This is a genomic window from Methanobrevibacter sp. AbM4 (assembly GCF_000404165.1).
GTDB lineage: Archaea > Methanobacteriota > Methanobacteria > Methanobacteriales > Methanobacteriaceae > Methanarmilla > Methanarmilla boviskoreani.
Genome location: NC_021355.1, coordinates 1,981,392 through 1,998,189 on the forward strand (window position 1 = coordinate 1,981,392; position 16,798 = coordinate 1,998,189).

Sequence of the window (16,798 nt, forward strand, 5' to 3'; positions counted from 1 at the left end):
CCCTTTTTAATTCTTAAAAAATATCAATTAACTATAATTTGAAATGTTCATAACCAATACCTGATAAGGTTTTAATCTCATTATTGGTGAGGACTATTTCAAGTGTATTATTTAAGGTAACCTCACCTATAACATAGAAATCCAAATATTTTTCTATTTCACCCTTCAAATCCCTAGGTATAATAAATATAAGTTCGAAATCCTCACCGGTATGAAATAGTAATTCATACAAATCAAGATTCAAACTATCCACAATAGTTAGATACTCCTCATCAACAGGTATTTTACTTTCATAAATTCTAATACCCTTATTATATGGAACATTACTATTAATTGAGTCAGAATATTTTTTATCCGCTTCCAGTAAGGATTCAAGTTCACTTGCAAGACCGTCCGTTATATCAGTTGCAGTTTTAACTCCTAGAGATAAAAGTTTTTCCCCTTCATTTAACCTTGCATTAGGTTTTAATGCCTTATTTATTGATTCGGTAATGGTAATATTATCTGATGAGACCTCTTGATTTAATAGTTGAAAACCTAATGCTGCAAGACCTAACTTACCAGTTATACAAACCAGATCTCCCTTGTTAAAACCATATTTCATCATTGGTTCAGTAGATGTTTCACCAATAGCCGTTCCACAGACTATAATATCCTCTGAATCATTAGTATCACCACCTAAAAGTGGAATATTATAATAATCACAGGCTGAAAGAACACCGTCAATAAAATCATCAAAGTCATCAATGGATAAATCCCCGTTAAAACCTATACTTAAAAGAAATCCCAGAGGTTTAGCTCCCATAGATGCAAGATCACTTACATTAACAGTTACAGATTTAAATCCCATATCATAATAGGTCATCTCATCTGGAAAATGATGACTTCTAATAAGCATGTCTGATGTAGTAATTAAGTATCTGCCTAAATATTTGATTACAGAACAATCATCACCTATTCTATTTAAATAAGTATTATTAATTGTAGAAGATCTCTTAATGGACGCATTAATTATTCTTTCAATTAAAGCTTTCTCACCATATGATGAAATAGAATCTTTACTCATAAAAAAAGATATGTTTTTTTAGATTAAATAAATTTTTATAAAAAACATTAAAGTTCTAAAAAAAGATATTTTAAAGATTCAAAATAGAAGACTTAAAACTATAAGTCTATAATGAAAAATCTAAAAAAAGCTAAAAACTCAGTAAAAACAAACTAAAAATAAAGTTTAAAAATAAAAATCTAAAAAAAAAGCTAAAAACTAAGTAAAACCAACTAAAAACAAAATTTGAAAATAAAAATCTAAAAAAAAGCTAAAAACTAAGTAAAACCAACTAAAAACAAAATTTGAAAATAAAAAGAGAAAATAGCTAAATAATTTATTTAACTACTTTAAATTTAAATCCGTATGAAATTACTCCATCATCTCCATCTTCAGAGATTTTTCTAAAGACCATTTCAACAGGATCTCCTATTTCAATGTTTTCAATATCAGTATCAACAAGTTGTGCAGTTAATTTTGCACCCTCTTCTAATTCAATAATAGCTACAGCATAAGGAGCGATAGTCTTAAAGTCAGAAGACGGTGATCTAACAATAGAGTAAGAATATATCTTTCCTTTACCATTAAATTTAAAATCTTCCATATGTCCTTTTCTTCTGCAGTCTGGACAAACAACTCTTTGTGGGAAATATAATCTACCACAGTTTGTACATTTTGAACCAATTAAGTTATATCTTTGTTGAATATGACGCCATACTCTTACTGTATCAGACATAAGATACCTCCATATAAAATAAATTAGTATGATATTATATTTACTTTATATTTTAAAATATAAATAAGTATTTTTTTTACCCTAAAATTTTCCTATTTTCCAAATAATCAGATAATTATAATTTTTTAAAAATAGATTACTAAAAACTTCAATTTAATTTTTAGATTTAAATAAATGATTCCTTTTAAGGTAAATCTTAAAATACATATAAATTATTTATAATCATTTAAAATTTAAAATAGACTTGATAATTCATCATCTAATAAAAAAGGATTTAATAAAAAAGGATTTATAAGAAATCTTATGAAAAATTTAAATCAAATTATAAATGACAATGACGGGAATCTCATAATTTCATTTAGTTTAATTTTGATTTTCATAATTATCACATGTTTGATTCTAGCTTTAATGGCCTCAGACTACCTAAACGAGGAAAAAACAGATGAGGTTACAAGCAGTAACATTCAGTTTATAATTGGAGACTATAAAAGAAATATTGAAACTGTATCCTATGAAAGTTTAAACGAAAGTATTATGGATGTAATCTCATCTAAAAATAGCTTAAAGGATAGTAGGACATATCTGAAAGATAAAATCAACAGAAATCTTCAAGATTTAAACAAAGAATATTATAAAACCTATAAGGTTACTGTAAACTCTGAAATTACAGAGGTAGACAATGATGAGAATCCATTTTACATTAAAGTATCAGGCCATATGGAAATTATAAAGAACAACATCTCATATTCGTCAAATGATACATTCACCATTCCAATTACAGGATTAAATGATCCCCTACCTGTTTTAAAACTAAAAAATCAGGAGGGACTGGAATATACAAACGAGGGGATATACTATGGAGAGTCCCTTAGGGATTATCTAAGTAATAAAGGATTAAACAACTCTAATTCCTATCTAAATGCCAGATCACCATCCATTATCAAAGAATGTCCATATACACCATATCCCATCCATGGAAATAATGGTTTAATCTCCAACTGTATTGAAAATAAGTATTATCATGAAAGTTCCGACGGAAGTTGCATATTCTGTAGAATGGAAGGCAATGGAAATTGCTCCCACTATGGAATTGAAACTTTTATCATTACAAGGGACAGTAACTATTCAAGTTCCATCACCTCATCAGACCATGTTATATTCTCGGACAATCCCTATTATGGAAATAAAATCAATTTAAATAATTCCACCTATGTAATTTATCTGGATAATGGCCATAAAAATAAGTATGGTCTAGACAATTATTAATGGGGGTTCTTTAATCTTAGACAATAAAGGAAATATATACTCTTTAGAACTACTAGTTTCAATAGTGTTAATTATTCTAATCTTGTCCACTTGTTCCAATATGATTTACACTACAAATAACAAGATTACAAATAGGGTGGATATGGATAGACTAGAATCCATCAGTATGAAAACCATGGATCAACTGATTAAAAACCCTGGAAATCCAAGCAACTGGGAAGAATGTAGTGACAGTTTAGATTATACCCCAGGTTTATCTAAAGATTCCCCAGATAATAAGACGAATCTCTGTATCCTATCCTATCGAAAAATCTTAGCACTAAAAAATAATTATGATGCAATTGATAGAAATATATTCCAGGACGAGATCAGCAGTCAGATAATCATAATTCCCTCATCCGATAGTTTAGATAAGATAATTCTGGGAGATAATCCGGATTTTAACAATCCAAAAAACATCATATCAATAAAAAGAATGGTGAAGATAGACTATTATAGTGATTATACCATTTTAAACATTAAAAAATCAGATTACATCTGTAATCAAAATCATGATAAGGCATATTGGAGATGCAATACCTTTAAAATAGACTATGGTGATTTAAAAGACTCAGACTATTATATATTAAATGACAAAAGTGAAAACATTGAATTTTATTTGGATAATGGAAAGAACCACTCGGATTTAAAAACTGCAGGTAGTAATCCGGTATGTTTAAACGATGATTTAAATAGCCTAATCAATCGGAATAGCTCAACAAGTATTATAGTCCATGAAAATACAGACAATGTCAATTCCATAATCGTAAGGGTACCTAAAGATTTTAATAAAGAACATCTAAAATATGACTACTTTAAAGAGATTAATGGAAGGATAATACTTAAAACCTGGTATAAATAGAAAATACTTAAAAAAAGACTGTTTTATGGAAATCAACGAAAAACAATTCCAAAGATAGTATAAAAGGATACAAACTTAGGTTATATTATAAAAAAAATATTATAATTAAATAAAAGATGGAATTCCATTTATTATAAAAAAAAATATTAAAGGGTTAAGATTATTATCATTGATTAACATCATATGTAAATTTATCAATTAAGTCCCTGTCACCATTAGGTTTTTCTTTATATACAAACACTTTTAGATAGGATAGGTTAAAATCATTGGAATTCTTTTGACCAAACATCACATCAGCTGTTTTACTTGCACCGGAGCTAATATTATCATCATAACAAAGTATGTTTAAAGAATTCAAACCAAAGAAATTTGCCATGACATCTAATTGTTTGCCATCTGAGGAATATGGATATATTTCCACGGTTGTATCTTTTAAGTTATCTTTAGCAGTATAAGTTATCTTATAAGACTTGGTATGACCTTTATAATCATCGGAATTTAAGTCCTCGCTACCAGTTAAATCTACAGAATTAATTGCAATTTTATGTGGCATTAAACTGAATTTCATTGCATCCATATCTCCATGGGAATTATAATAGGAAAATCCTGTAAACGCGACAACTGCAATAATAAGTATTACAACAAGGATTGATAAGTAGTTTTTATTACTGGTTTTAGGTTTTCTTGAGGTATTCACGGTTTTATCTTTATCATCAGGTAATTCCCCATTTAAATAAAAACCGCATTTATAACAGTATTCATAATCCTTTTTTACTTCTGCACCACACATAGGACAAAACTTAAAATCAGACATCTAAAACCCCCTTTAATTCAATTTAAAAAAAAAATAGATTGTTTAATCTTTAGTTTTAAAAAAAAACTAGATATTAATTTATCATCTTAAATATTTAAAATTTTTTAAATAGTACTAAACTAAAATATCTTAAATATTTATAAAGCCTTGATTTGAACCAAGACAAATACCTAAAATATTTAAAATCCAGTATCAGACTAGATTAATATCGCAATGATAATCAATGAAAATACAACAAGTAATGAGTTAGATAATGCATCTGTAAGACTTGTTGATACTGGAATGATTACATTGTCCGGATCAAGACCTTTATTGTATGAATGGACACCTATAAAGAATACAATAAACATCATTATAAGTATTAGTATAAGTCCTGCAAGCATACTAATCAAGATCAATTGAGCCATTGGAAACATCTGCACACCTAGTAATGCACTTGAAATATCTGCAATAATAGCTATAAACGGGTATACAATTAGGGATAATAGGAATATAATGAAGAAATTATATTTCATTTGAGTTGTAAATCTGAATTCAGCTTCTATTAAACCAGAGTGTAGTCCTGAAGATAATCTTGCACCTAATATACTTACTAAATCCCCACTTTCACCTGAAAATAGAGGCACTAATGTTAATAAAGTTGGGTTTGTAAGTAAGGTGGATTCGCAACTATCTAATATAAATCCTGCAAATATACCTAAGAATGAACATAAAACCAATGTAGGTGTTGATTGTCTGAGAATCAACCTAATATCCCCGTTAGAGCTTATAGCATATACAAATAATAATATAATAAAGACTAAAACCCCAACAAATATTATTGTTTTAATAAAATAATTGTTAATAAACAATTTTAAGACATATATTGATGCTATAATTGCAGGTAAAGTAAATAAATCTCCGAATGCAGCGACAATAGGTGTTGTTATGTTATCCGGGTCCCATCCACCTATATAACTTTTAATGGATATGAAAAATGTAATCGGCAACATTATAATACTTGAAATTGCCCCTGCGAAAACGGATATTAGAATCATATCCATAACACCAATACATTTCAAGTGGAAGATAAAACATATTAACTTAGCAAAAATAGCTAAAAATAGTGATAAAACCATAGTTAATATAAATGAAGCTGAAAGGTTAGTATTAAGTATTGGAGACCATTTAAATTCTGGATCTAAAGTACCGATATGGAGGTTGGTACTTAATCTTGATGCAAAAGATCCGAATATATTACCTCTCATTCCAATAGCTCCAGGAATAAGAACGAGAAGTCCAGGGAATAAGTCTAAGAAATAAGTCATATTTCCTAAGATTATACCTGCGCATAAATCTCCAATAGCACATATTAAAAGAGCAGTTAAACTTTCCCTAATAAAGGATTTGTTTATCCTAATTATATGAGGTAACTTATCTACTTTAGTTTTATATTTCATTATATCAACATTATTTAATTAATAAAAGGTTTTTAAAACAATATAGAATAAATTAACTCATATTAAATAAAAAAAATTGAAAAATTTTATAATTTAATCATCATCGTCATCTAAACTAATATCAGAAAGGTCATCAAATGACATTTCTCCATCTGCAATTTGAACTAATATATCAGAACCTGTTTCAGTTCCCTTAGCAAGTAATACATCATCCTCTAATATTACAGTATGTTTATTTGGTCCGTAAATCCAGGTGTCATAACGTCTAATAGCTATAACCCTCATACCAGTACGGGTATCTAACAATAGGTCTCCTAAACTCTTGTTGCATAGTTCAGAATCCCCCTTTACAGTTACACTAGCAATCATCTCATCGGATTCTTCCATAACACGTTTAAAAATTGGATGTGGTTTGAATCCTTTGATTACTAGATCAGCTAAATCTTTTGCAGCGTTTGCAATTGATTCTGTTGCCTCTGCAATTTCAAGTAATGCAGTCAATTCCTCAGCATCTTCTTTTGACCTTGCAGCTAAAAGAGATTGAGTCTTAATTTCATAATTTAAACTATTAATTCTATTTTCTAATTTCAGCACCTCGTGTGAGGCGTCTTTACTATTAAAAAGAACAGCAGAATAGGCTAAATCTACCATTAACTCTGACATATTCTTCATTTCAATTAAAATATCTTTAATACTCGGCATTAAATCCCTTCAATATATTAAAATTTTTTAAAAAAATTCTAAATTCAATATTATATATTTTATTTCTTTAAATATAAATATTAAATTTTCATGAATTATCATTGATAGAAATCAAATATAGATAAAAAATCCAGTATTTACAAGTACTAATTAATAATGTCTAAGTAGATTTATAAATAGATAATAAAAACCGACTATTTAAAAAAAAACCAATACAATTAGCTTATAAAAAAACATCATTAATAAGAAATTGATAATTTAAAAAGATAGGATAAAATATTAAAAAAAATAGTTCAACAATAATCAACAATCTTAAAAAAGAATTAATAATTTATTGAAGATTATCATAAAGATATAAAAATAAATTTTAAAAATAAGAGGTTACTTATTCTACTTTTGGATTGGACAAAATACAAGCCCGTCTCAATTTTAAAAGGGCTTTCTTATTCTTTAATAAATCGTTAGGCTCCTTAACTAATTTATTAACATATGGTTTTATACAGTCAATGTTTTCCTTTTTATGTACCCACACACAGTCCTCACATGACCATACATTCTTGTTCTTGATCCACCTTCCGCCTGTTGACGGATCTCCACAGGGATAAAATGGACAATAACAGAAATCGCAGTATTGACCGTCCTCATGACATGGATAATAACCACAGGATTTATTCGGTCCTGTTGGAGTCTCACCATCAATATATCTTTGATAGAAATCCACAGACATTGGATGTAATCTTTCACGAACCACATACCCTCTTGAGGTAATCATGTAACCGTTTTCCTCATAGGTCATCTTATTTCCAACAATAAGACATGTAAACATGTTAATTTTATCTGGATCAAGCTCTTTTAATTTAATTACCTTAACCTTTGACGGATAGGTTTCACTGTTTACAATACCTATTAACGTATTCTCTCCACGAATCTTTAAAGTTAAATCCATGAACAATTTAAATGGCTCTTTTCTTGACTTACTTATCGGATTATAAATAGCTATAATCAAGTTTGACTTTAAGGCATGTTCCAACTTATTTTCAATCTCGGATAATGGAGTTAATAGATTACTTAAACTAATGGCTGCAAAATCATGAAGTGGAGCTCCAAGCTTACTTGCGGAGTAATTCAATGCTGAGACACCCGGATAAACATTTATGTCAATGTTATCATATTTACTTCCTATTTGAAACAATACATTTGCCATTCCAAATACGCCAGGATCGCCTGAGGACACAATGGCCACAGTCTTACCTTCAAGACTTCTTTCTATAGCCATTTCAACTCTCTTAACCTCATCGCCCATACCTTTTTTAATTACTTCCTTACCTTCAATTAAATCAGATATAGCCTCGATGTAATTTTTATAACCAACAATTACATCGGAATCCTCAATAGCTTTTAAAGCTCCAAGTGTCATTGTATCTCTATCTTGACCAATACCAATAACATTTATCATAATACCAACTGTTATCCATTTACATTAAAATATTAAAAATAGCTATTAAAATTAAAAATTATAAAAAAATATTAAATTAAAAATCTAATTATTAAACAATTCCTAATGAATCATTGGATCCATTTGACGTATTATTAACTGTGTTAGTTGCATTAGGATTATATATCTTCAATATTGAATTAATTTTAATTGAATTTAAATTAACCCGATAACCTTCATCGGTTGAATTAGCAGTTGCAGTAGCCAATATCTTATAGTCAGGACTTGCACTGATTACAATTGATGAACTTGAAGATGAAGGACTTGAATAACCATATGCAGTAATATTTAAATTGATTTCATCATCATCAGTAGAATCAAATGTTCCAATAGTTAAATTATTATAATCGATTCCATCTACACCCGTCAGGTTCTGCAGTTGTGCTGCAAACTCCTGTTTGTTTGTTACATTAATAGGTGTTGGATCTTTAATAACTACACTATTAATATTTTGAGATGAAAAGATTCCATTTATAGTATCCATTTGTAGGTTAATCAATCCACCTACATCTGGAACCTGAGATGTAACTATAGTATAAGAACTTAATAACCCAGCTTCGAAAAAACCTATAAATAAAATTATTATAAGTATTCCTTTAAGCACTTTATTCATTATATCACGTTCTAAATTTTAAATCATGAAAATATTAAATATAATAATAAAAATTATCTAATTAAATTACTAATATATTTGAAAAATCCTTGATTTATTATACTATATTTAAATTTATTAATATAAAAATATACCTAATTTATAAAAAAAATATCTGGAAAATCCATTGATTAAATTATTCGTAAAATTTTATATAATTCTAAATAAAAAATTAAATAATGATAAAAATTTAGAAATATTCTTTTATAATAAATTAAGGATTTATTTAAATTTACTGGTAATTAGCTTAAAATCAGCTTTAAATGATTTAAGTCCTATAAATAAATAAAAATGATTATTATGTCTTCAGAAATTCTTTTAAAATTTGCAAAAAAAGGTTTCAACCTATCACCAGCTGCATACTCCAAGATTCTAGAATCAAATGATCCTTTAACTCTTACATCATCAATCATTGTTAAGTTAAAAAGCAGTGCCCTTACAAAAGATGACTTTGTATCCGTTAATGAGGACATTATAGAGAAATTAATTAATGGGGAGAATGTCGACAATCTAGAATCCAAAGATATTAAAAGTATTCAAAATCAAAATAAGCCATTAAACAAGACCATTAACAATGATTTAAAAATCTCAAAAGAAATTGAGGATATTGAAAACAACAGTATAGAAAGAGAACCAGAAAACGCCATCAAAAACAGAAAACCAGAAACAGAACTACAAATAGAAAACAACAACATAAAAACAGAACCGGAAATGGAAAAGCCTCAAACTTCAATTGAAAGTGAGTTAGACGAATCAGAAGAGGATGGGGAATTTGATGCATCTAAAATAAGGTATAATCCAGGTACCGATGCACAGGCTGAAAAGATTGCAGATATTAAAAACATCAAAGACAACCACAAAATCTGTAGAAGAAACATGGAGGAAAGCAATGTCGAATATGATTTTGAAATACTTCAGGATACAAGTAACAAGTCATATACTAGTGGTGAAATTGGAAACCTTATAAGCTACTTCAGAAGCAGATATGAAAAGGAGGCGGAGATTCTATCTAAAAGACCTGAGCTTAGAGTATACCAGAAAATTGAAGATATCTCAGATGATCAGACTGATTTAGCTCTAATCTTAATGGTCAATGAAATTAGAACCACCAAAAAAGGCCATAAACTAATTGAATTCGAGGATGAAACCGGTACAATTCCAATCCTATTTAGTAAGGATAATACTGAATTGTATAATGAGGCTGAGAAACTTGTAAAAGATGAGGTAGTAGGAATCCTTGCAAGTAAAATGCAGGGTAGTGGAAACCAGCTTGCAATTGGAAACCAGATTATACATCCAGGTGTTCCAAGAATACCTCAAAAGGAGATGGACTTTGGTATAGTATTCCTATCCGATGTCCATATAGGAAGTAAAACATTTCTTCCTGAGGCATTTGAAAGGTTTATCATGTGGATAAACGGTGAATATGGTAATGAGGAACAAGTCAGAATAGCTAATGATGTTAAATATCTTATTATTGGTGGAGATATTGTGGACGGAATTGGCGTCTATCCAAACCAGGAAAAGGAACTGGAAATTAAGGATATCCGTCAACAATATGATAAGGCAGCTAGTTACTTAGGACAAATCAGAAGTGACATTAAGATCATCATTACCCCTGGAAACCACGACGCATCTAGGGTTGCAGAGCCTCAACCGGCTGTACCGGAAAAATATGCAAAATCATTATATGAACTAAACAATGTGGAATTTATCAGTAATCCGGGATATGTGTCATTAGATGGAATCAAAGTTTTAATATACCATGGACGTAGTTTTGATGATATGGCAATGAATGTCAAAGGATTTTCCCATGAAAGAAACGATATATTGATGGAAGAACTCCTTAAAAAAAGACATCTAGCACCAATCTATGGGGAAAGAACTCCGCTTGCATCAGAACTTGAGGATTATCTTGTAATCTCCGATGTTCCAGATGTGTTCCATACTGGACATGTACACATTAACACACATAAGGTATTCAACGGCATACATCTAATAAATTCAGGAACATTCCAGACCCAGACCGAGTTCCAGAAGATTTATAATATTGAACCAACTCCTGCGGAAGTTCCTATACTTGATAAAGGAGTTTATAGACAATTAAAATTCATATAAATAATTTTTATTTTTTATTGGAGGTAAAATATGACAGATTCAAAAACACTTATTGTAGAATATTCAAAAAAACTTTATGACTTAGGTTTAGTTCCTGGAAAATCAGGAAATGTCAGTATAAAGTTTAAATCAGATGATGGTTCAGATTTGGTAGCCATTACACCAACCTTGGTTTCATTAGGTGATCTGACAGAGGATAAAATTGTAGTTATTGATTTAGATGGAAATATATTGTCCGATGGTAAGCCTTCATCTGAGTATGTAATGCATTGTTCCATTTACAAGAACCGTGAGGATGTATCAAGTATTGTACATACACATTCACCATTTGCCACAGGCTATGCCCACTCCAATAAAAAGATTAAAAGATATGAGGGTTTCGGACCAATTAAAGCTCCTACAAATCCTGAAATTAAATACTACAAACCGGGAACATTAGAGCTTGCAGAGAATGTTGGCAAGGCATTTAAAGAAAATCAGGATAATATATCAGATGTATTAATCTTAAAAAACCATGGAATAATCACTGTCGGATCCGATATAGAGGAGGCATCTAACCTTGCTGAATTTATTGAATTAACAGCTAAAACACAGTACATATCCCAAACATTAAATTCACTATAAACCATTTTTTAAATGTATTTTATTTTTTTTTAATTTTTTAAAAAAAAAAGCTTTATATACCATAGTAAAATAATATTAATTTTAGCAAAATTTTAATATTATAAAAAAAATAAATAATATTAGTTTATTTTATTTACCAAAAATAAATTTAAAGGAGTGTTATTTATGGTTAACGAAATATTTCAAGAAGTTTCAGAGATATTAAATTATATTATGGAAAACAATACTGTACCAAGAAACATTAGAAAGGCTGCAGAAGAATCTAATGACATTTTAATGAATGGAGAAGACGACGATACAGTAAGGGCAAGTTCAGTTATTGTTATCCTAGATGATATTAGTAATGATCCTAATATTCCTGTACATGCTAGAACTTTAATATGGGAAATTCTAAGTAAATTAGAATCATTATAGATAAAATTTTATTTTATTTTTTTAATTTAAGCTATTTTTATAAAGTCATAATTTTAATCAGCATTTTAATTTAATGTTAAAACTTTTTTTATACATCTAATATTGAAATATCTAATCACTTGATTTTTTATATATTAATTGAACTTTTAGTAATTTATAATATCAATCCATCGCTATTTTTTTATAAAAATTAATAAATTACTAACTAAATCCTTTTAAATTATAAAATAATCTATATTTCTCTTTTAAAAAAAAAAATATTGTAATAGATTATTATACTAAATAAATAATAATAACTTAAACAAATCCCAAATCTATTTTGAAACAGCTACTGCTACAGTTACACCATCCATCGCTATTTTTTTATGGATTAATTTTCCACCTTCACCTGCAGCTATCATTGCACATTGCTCACAGACACCGTCTATTCCAAATTTCTTCTGGACAAACTCAGATCTGGAACAATCATCTGATGTGAAATTACGAACATCATCTATATCAATTATCTCCAATGGTCTATTGTAATGTTTGCATGCATTAATTATTCCTTCCTCATCTTTTTTAATTGATATGGTTGCAAAACTATTAACTCTACTGATAGGTATATTCAAATTTTCGAGTGCATTTTCAACAGCTATCATTACATTTTGCATGGTCTTACCACGTCTTGAACCAATGCCTACCACAAGTTTCCTCTCATCCATTTCAAGTGTAAACTCCTGACCATCACTTTCAAACGAGAATTGAATCTGTCCTAAATTCACCTTATTTTCAAGATCATTATCAGAATATACCTTTCCAGGTAATTGCTCAAACTTGCATCCTAAAAAGTATTTTTTTAAAAAGCTTATATCCTTTTCTGATTTAATAGTAAAAGGTATATTGTTTAAAACGGCCTTATTAAATGGCAATATTGATTTGACGTTATTAATTCTATAATAGTATCTAGATGCAATTGTATCAACACCATATTTATAATTTACATCAGTTGATGTTGAAATGACAGGTTTTGCCCTGATTAATCTAGCTATCTTTCTTGTTAAATCATTTCCACCACCTAAATGACCTGAAAGTAGACTTACAACATATTCACCCTTCTCATCTATATTTAATATTGCAGGATCCTTATCCTTTGATTTGATTAAAGGGGCAACAGTTCTAACCGTAATGCCGCTAGCCATTATTGCAATTATACCATCATAGTTATTGAAAGCATAGTTAAAGTTTTCCTTAACATTTTTATAGAAACAATCACACTTTATAACTGTAGGATCTTTAGATAATTTCTCCTGAATCTCCAAGCCTAAATTTTTAGCATTTTCTGTAACTGATATTATTGCAATCTTCATAATTACACCTATAAAACCCTTATTTTACATTAAATTACATTATACTAAATAATAATTAATTTAATGAATCTTGTTTTACATATAAAACCTATTTAAAAAAATAAAAAATAACATCTGATTTATATTAATAATATGTTTTTTATTAAATAAAGTTTTTAAAATTAATAGAATATCCTTATATTTACAAGAACAATCTATCTAAAAATAAGAATAAGTATTTATCTAATCAAATAAACGCTTTTATATCATATATTAATCAAACAATAATTATCATATGATAAATTGAAAAACAAATTAATATTATATATTGATAACTTAAATAAATGGAAACTAAAAATAGATAATCATAATTAGATAAACTATACTGAAGAAATCAAAAATAAACAGTAAAACAATGGATAAACAAATTAAACAGGTGTATGCGATAATATTATTAATAAAATCAGTGAAAAGATAAGTAAAAAAAATAGAAAATCGGGAAATTAAATTATCCACATTACGATTAGTATCAGGAATAGAATTATAAATTGGAATAGAATGAAAAGGAATATAGTCCATCTAGACAAATTATATGCCCTTCTAATATCGTATGGCTCTATACGTTTTATTGGATCTCCTAAGATATAATGATTCCTCTTAATCAATTGTATTGAAAGTGAACCGGCTGCAGCAGCCATTGGATAACCTGAGTTTGGACTTTCACATGCTCTTGCATCTCTTCTCATTATCCTTAAACCATTCCTCCAATCCATACCCAGAATTCTTGCAGACAATATCATTAAATATCCTGTAATCCTTGCTGGAATGAAGTTCAATAAATCATCGCATATTGCGGGAACAAATCCGATCTTGATGTATTTTTTAGTTTTATATCCAACCATAGCATCCTGTGTATTGACAATTCTAAAGAGATATGCAATGATTATACATACAAATATCAAATCAATAACAACCCTGTTTGCGTCTATCTGCATATTATTTAAAACAAAGAGATTGAGGTTTGTTATAATATAGCTATAATCAAACAAATGGTTATAACAATTGAATATGATAATTAAAAATCCCAATACAAAGTAATAGAACAATGGACTTATTACAGAGTCTGTAACGTTTTCTGTCAAACTCTCAATCGTAGCGGATATAACATAGTTCTGGTTCAAACCACTTAAGTCTCTGCTTACTAACTGTGATACGGCTTCCCTAGCTGCAAAAATTTCCCTGTTTTCTAAAAGGATCCTGACATGTTCGGCAGAACTTAAAAGTAGATTAATTGAAAATGTAGATGATAGAAGCAATGCGAAAAGTATTATTGTAATTATCAATGGAAGGTATGTGATAATCAATAGTACAATATAGCTCACTATCAAAAATACAAAAACAACTGACAAAAGTAAATACAGTCCTGAAAGATAGGAATCGAGCTTTATATAGATATTCTTAAAAAAATTAGTTAATTTTCCAATAAACACAACTGGATGCATATTTGATGGAACCTCACCAATCAGCTCATCCATCAATATTGCAAGTATGGAAACTACAAAAAACACCGTAGTTGTTATATAAAAATTATTTAAAAGAATACTATTTATCATTACTAAATGTTTTTTAAAAAATCATATAAATAATATACTATTTTTTTTAATTAATAATAAAAAGTAAAAATAAATTACAGATGAATTATTTTAAAAAACCCATTCAACTGTAATCTTCATATTACGTAAAAGTTCAATGAAGTTTTTTTTTTAAATATTATTATAAAAATAAATATTCTTTATATAAAAAATATAAAATCAATATATTAATGAATAAAACAAATATTTTAATTAAACAATTATAATATAAAAATATTATATTTAATAATATTATATGATAATTATTATTTTTTAAAAAAAAGTTTACAGATGATATAAATGATCGATGAAAGTAAAATAATCAAGTGGCTAACTGATGAAGGTCTTTTAAATAAGAAAATCCAGGATCAAAATGCTAATTTTCATTACATAATCAACTATCCCCAGGACCATATGATGGATTTGATTCAGCCTGTTGGAAAGGAGGATATGATCCTCATAGGATGTGCAACTGAGATTGCCGAAGAGCAGAAGAATATGATCAGCCAATCCTCAAAACAGATAAAAGAGAATTTCATATGGGCTATGAGGTTTACATTGAATCAATTTCTAGTTGATTTCGAACTTGAACATCCAGATAACGAGTTGAATAGATTCCTCATTACAGATGAAATATTTGAGGATGGTCTTACAAAAAACGAGTTAATTCACACCATTAAAAGAATTTACAAATCTAAACTTCAATGTTTATGGTTGATTGACAAGACATTCTCATCAACAAGTATTGATCTAAATGACTTTGACAATCAGTAGAATTTTTATTCTTTATTAATTCATTTAAATTATTTTTAACTATTTTTTTTAAAAAAAATTCTTTATATTTATTTTATATTCATTTTTTATTTTTTTAAAATAAAATATAACTTTTTTATATAATGATAATAATAACATAAAAAATATATTAATAAATATAATTTTATTTTATTAATATTATTAATATAATAATAATAATAATAATAATAATATTTTTTTATATTCCAATATACCTCATTATATACTATGAATTATGATTTTTATAGTTGAAATTATACCTAGAAATTTCATTGGACTTAACTCTATTTTTTTATATAATTTTACCAATTATTATGAATTTAATTTTTTACTTTTTGGTGTGTGAGAGATGTGTTTCAAGTGAAAGTAAATTTGGTATATATTAGAACTTAAGAGGTATATTTCATATGTAAAATTTCATAAAATTTACCTCCCTATTTTTCAGATTAAATCAAAAAATTTTATTTTAAAAAAAAATTAAAAAATTTACACTTGAAATACATGTTTTCATTTTACTTTCCTGCTAAATATTGTTTCACTTGAAATATACCTCACACACACATTTATAAAAAAGATGTTTCATAGAAAAATTTATAAAATATAATCATCAATATTACACTTGCAGTTGTACTTTGAAAAATTTTAATATAGGTACATATTTTTACAGTTGAAATAGATGTCTAAAATTTTAGGTAATATTTCACATAAGGGAAATTTTAGTTATTTTATTTTTATTTTAATTTTATTTTAAAATATTATTCTATAACTTTTTTTTAACAATTTAATAATGGTTTATTTAATTTATCTTTATTATATTGTTTATTTTTTTGTAGGTGGCACA

General features: G+C 27.8%; 15 protein-coding genes. 6 read left to right on the forward strand and 9 right to left on the reverse strand.

The window, feature by feature from the left end; all coding sequences use genetic code 11:
• Positions 1–31 precede the first annotated feature (31 nt).
• Together thiL and ABM4_RS08580 are read right to left on the reverse strand one after the other, a co-directional pair.
• Positions 32–1,066 carry a thiamine-phosphate kinase gene (thiL, locus tag ABM4_RS08575; RefSeq protein WP_016359276.1) on the reverse strand — a complete coding sequence of 345 codons (1,035 nt, stop codon included), beginning with the start codon at positions 1,064–1,066 and terminating at the stop codon, positions 32–34.
• Between the two features lie 316 nt (positions 1,067–1,382).
• Entirely contained in the window at positions 1,383–1,781 is a 399-nt protein-coding gene (locus tag ABM4_RS08580; protein ID WP_016359277.1) for a Zn-ribbon domain-containing OB-fold protein, read from the reverse strand.
• Between the two features lie 408 nt (positions 1,782–2,189).
• Here ABM4_RS08580 and ABM4_RS08585 point away from each other — a divergent pair, with 408 nt between their 5' ends.
• Positions 2,190–3,047: a hypothetical protein gene (locus tag ABM4_RS08585; RefSeq protein ID WP_156815338.1), complete on the forward strand. Its 858-nt coding sequence runs from the start codon at positions 2,190–2,192 to the stop codon at positions 3,045–3,047.
• Positions 3,048–3,189: 142 nt separating this feature from the next.
• Positions 3,190–3,948, forward strand: coding sequence for a hypothetical protein (locus ABM4_RS08590; RefSeq protein ID WP_016359279.1), 759 nt, complete (start codon positions 3,190–3,192; stop codon positions 3,946–3,948).
• A 166-nt stretch (positions 3,949–4,114) separates the two neighbouring features.
• Here the strand turns inward: ABM4_RS08590 and ABM4_RS08595 are convergent, their stop codons facing one another.
• The 5 genes from ABM4_RS08595 to ABM4_RS08615 all read right to left on the reverse strand — a co-directional run bounded on the left by ABM4_RS08595 (position 4,115) and on the right by ABM4_RS08615 (position 9,011).
• Positions 4,115–4,762, reverse strand: a complete 648-nt coding sequence (locus tag ABM4_RS08595) for a zinc ribbon domain-containing protein (protein ID WP_016359280.1) — start codon at positions 4,760–4,762, stop codon at positions 4,115–4,117.
• Between the two features lie 197 nt (positions 4,763–4,959).
• Complete coding sequence (locus ABM4_RS08600) at positions 4,960–6,201, reverse strand: magnesium transporter (RefSeq protein ID WP_016359281.1); 1,242 nt, start codon at positions 6,199–6,201, stop codon at positions 4,960–4,962.
• A 93-nt stretch (positions 6,202–6,294) separates the two neighbouring features.
• Positions 6,295–6,903, reverse strand: coding sequence for a potassium channel family protein (locus ABM4_RS08605; protein WP_016359282.1), 609 nt, complete (start codon positions 6,901–6,903; stop codon positions 6,295–6,297).
• A gap of 385 nt (positions 6,904–7,288) precedes the next feature.
• Positions 7,289–8,359: a precorrin-3B C(17)-methyltransferase gene (gene cobJ / locus ABM4_RS08610; RefSeq protein WP_016359283.1), complete on the reverse strand. Its 1,071-nt coding sequence runs from the start codon at positions 8,357–8,359 to the stop codon at positions 7,289–7,291.
• Positions 8,360–8,450: 91 nt separating this feature from the next.
• Positions 8,451–9,011, reverse strand: a complete 561-nt coding sequence (locus ABM4_RS08615; RefSeq protein WP_016359284.1) for a hypothetical protein — start codon at positions 9,009–9,011, stop codon at positions 8,451–8,453.
• Positions 9,012–9,350: 339 nt separating this feature from the next.
• Here ABM4_RS08615 and ABM4_RS08620 point away from each other — a divergent pair, with 339 nt between their 5' ends.
• From ABM4_RS08620 to ABM4_RS08630, 3 genes are all read left to right on the forward strand, one after another.
• Positions 9,351–11,168: a DNA-directed DNA polymerase II small subunit gene (locus ABM4_RS08620; protein WP_016359285.1), complete on the forward strand. Its 1,818-nt coding sequence runs from the start codon at positions 9,351–9,353 to the stop codon at positions 11,166–11,168.
• Positions 11,169–11,198: 30 nt separating this feature from the next.
• Positions 11,199–11,792, forward strand: a complete 594-nt coding sequence (locus tag ABM4_RS08625) for a class II aldolase/adducin family protein (RefSeq protein WP_016359286.1) — start codon at positions 11,199–11,201, stop codon at positions 11,790–11,792.
• 165 nt (positions 11,793–11,957) lie between these two features.
• Positions 11,958–12,206: a UPF0147 family protein gene (locus tag ABM4_RS08630; protein ID WP_016359287.1), complete on the forward strand. Its 249-nt coding sequence runs from the start codon at positions 11,958–11,960 to the stop codon at positions 12,204–12,206.
• A gap of 314 nt (positions 12,207–12,520) precedes the next feature.
• On the opposite strand, the gene ABM4_RS08635 is transcribed toward ABM4_RS08630, so the two are convergent.
• On the reverse strand, positions 12,521–13,555 hold the full coding sequence (locus ABM4_RS08635; RefSeq protein ID WP_016359288.1) for a cobalt-precorrin 5A hydrolase: 1,035 nt from the start codon (positions 13,553–13,555) through the stop codon (positions 12,521–12,523).
• A gap of 482 nt (positions 13,556–14,037) precedes the next feature.
• Entirely contained in the window at positions 14,038–15,147 is a 1,110-nt protein-coding gene (locus tag ABM4_RS08640; protein WP_016359289.1) for a cobalamin biosynthesis protein, read from the reverse strand.
• Between the two features lie 318 nt (positions 15,148–15,465).
• On the opposite strand from ABM4_RS08640, the gene ABM4_RS08645 reads away from it, so the two are divergent.
• Positions 15,466–15,939, forward strand: coding sequence for a DUF2299 domain-containing protein (locus ABM4_RS08645; RefSeq protein WP_016359290.1), 474 nt, complete (start codon positions 15,466–15,468; stop codon positions 15,937–15,939).
• The last annotated feature ends 859 nt before the right edge of the window (positions 15,940–16,798 follow it).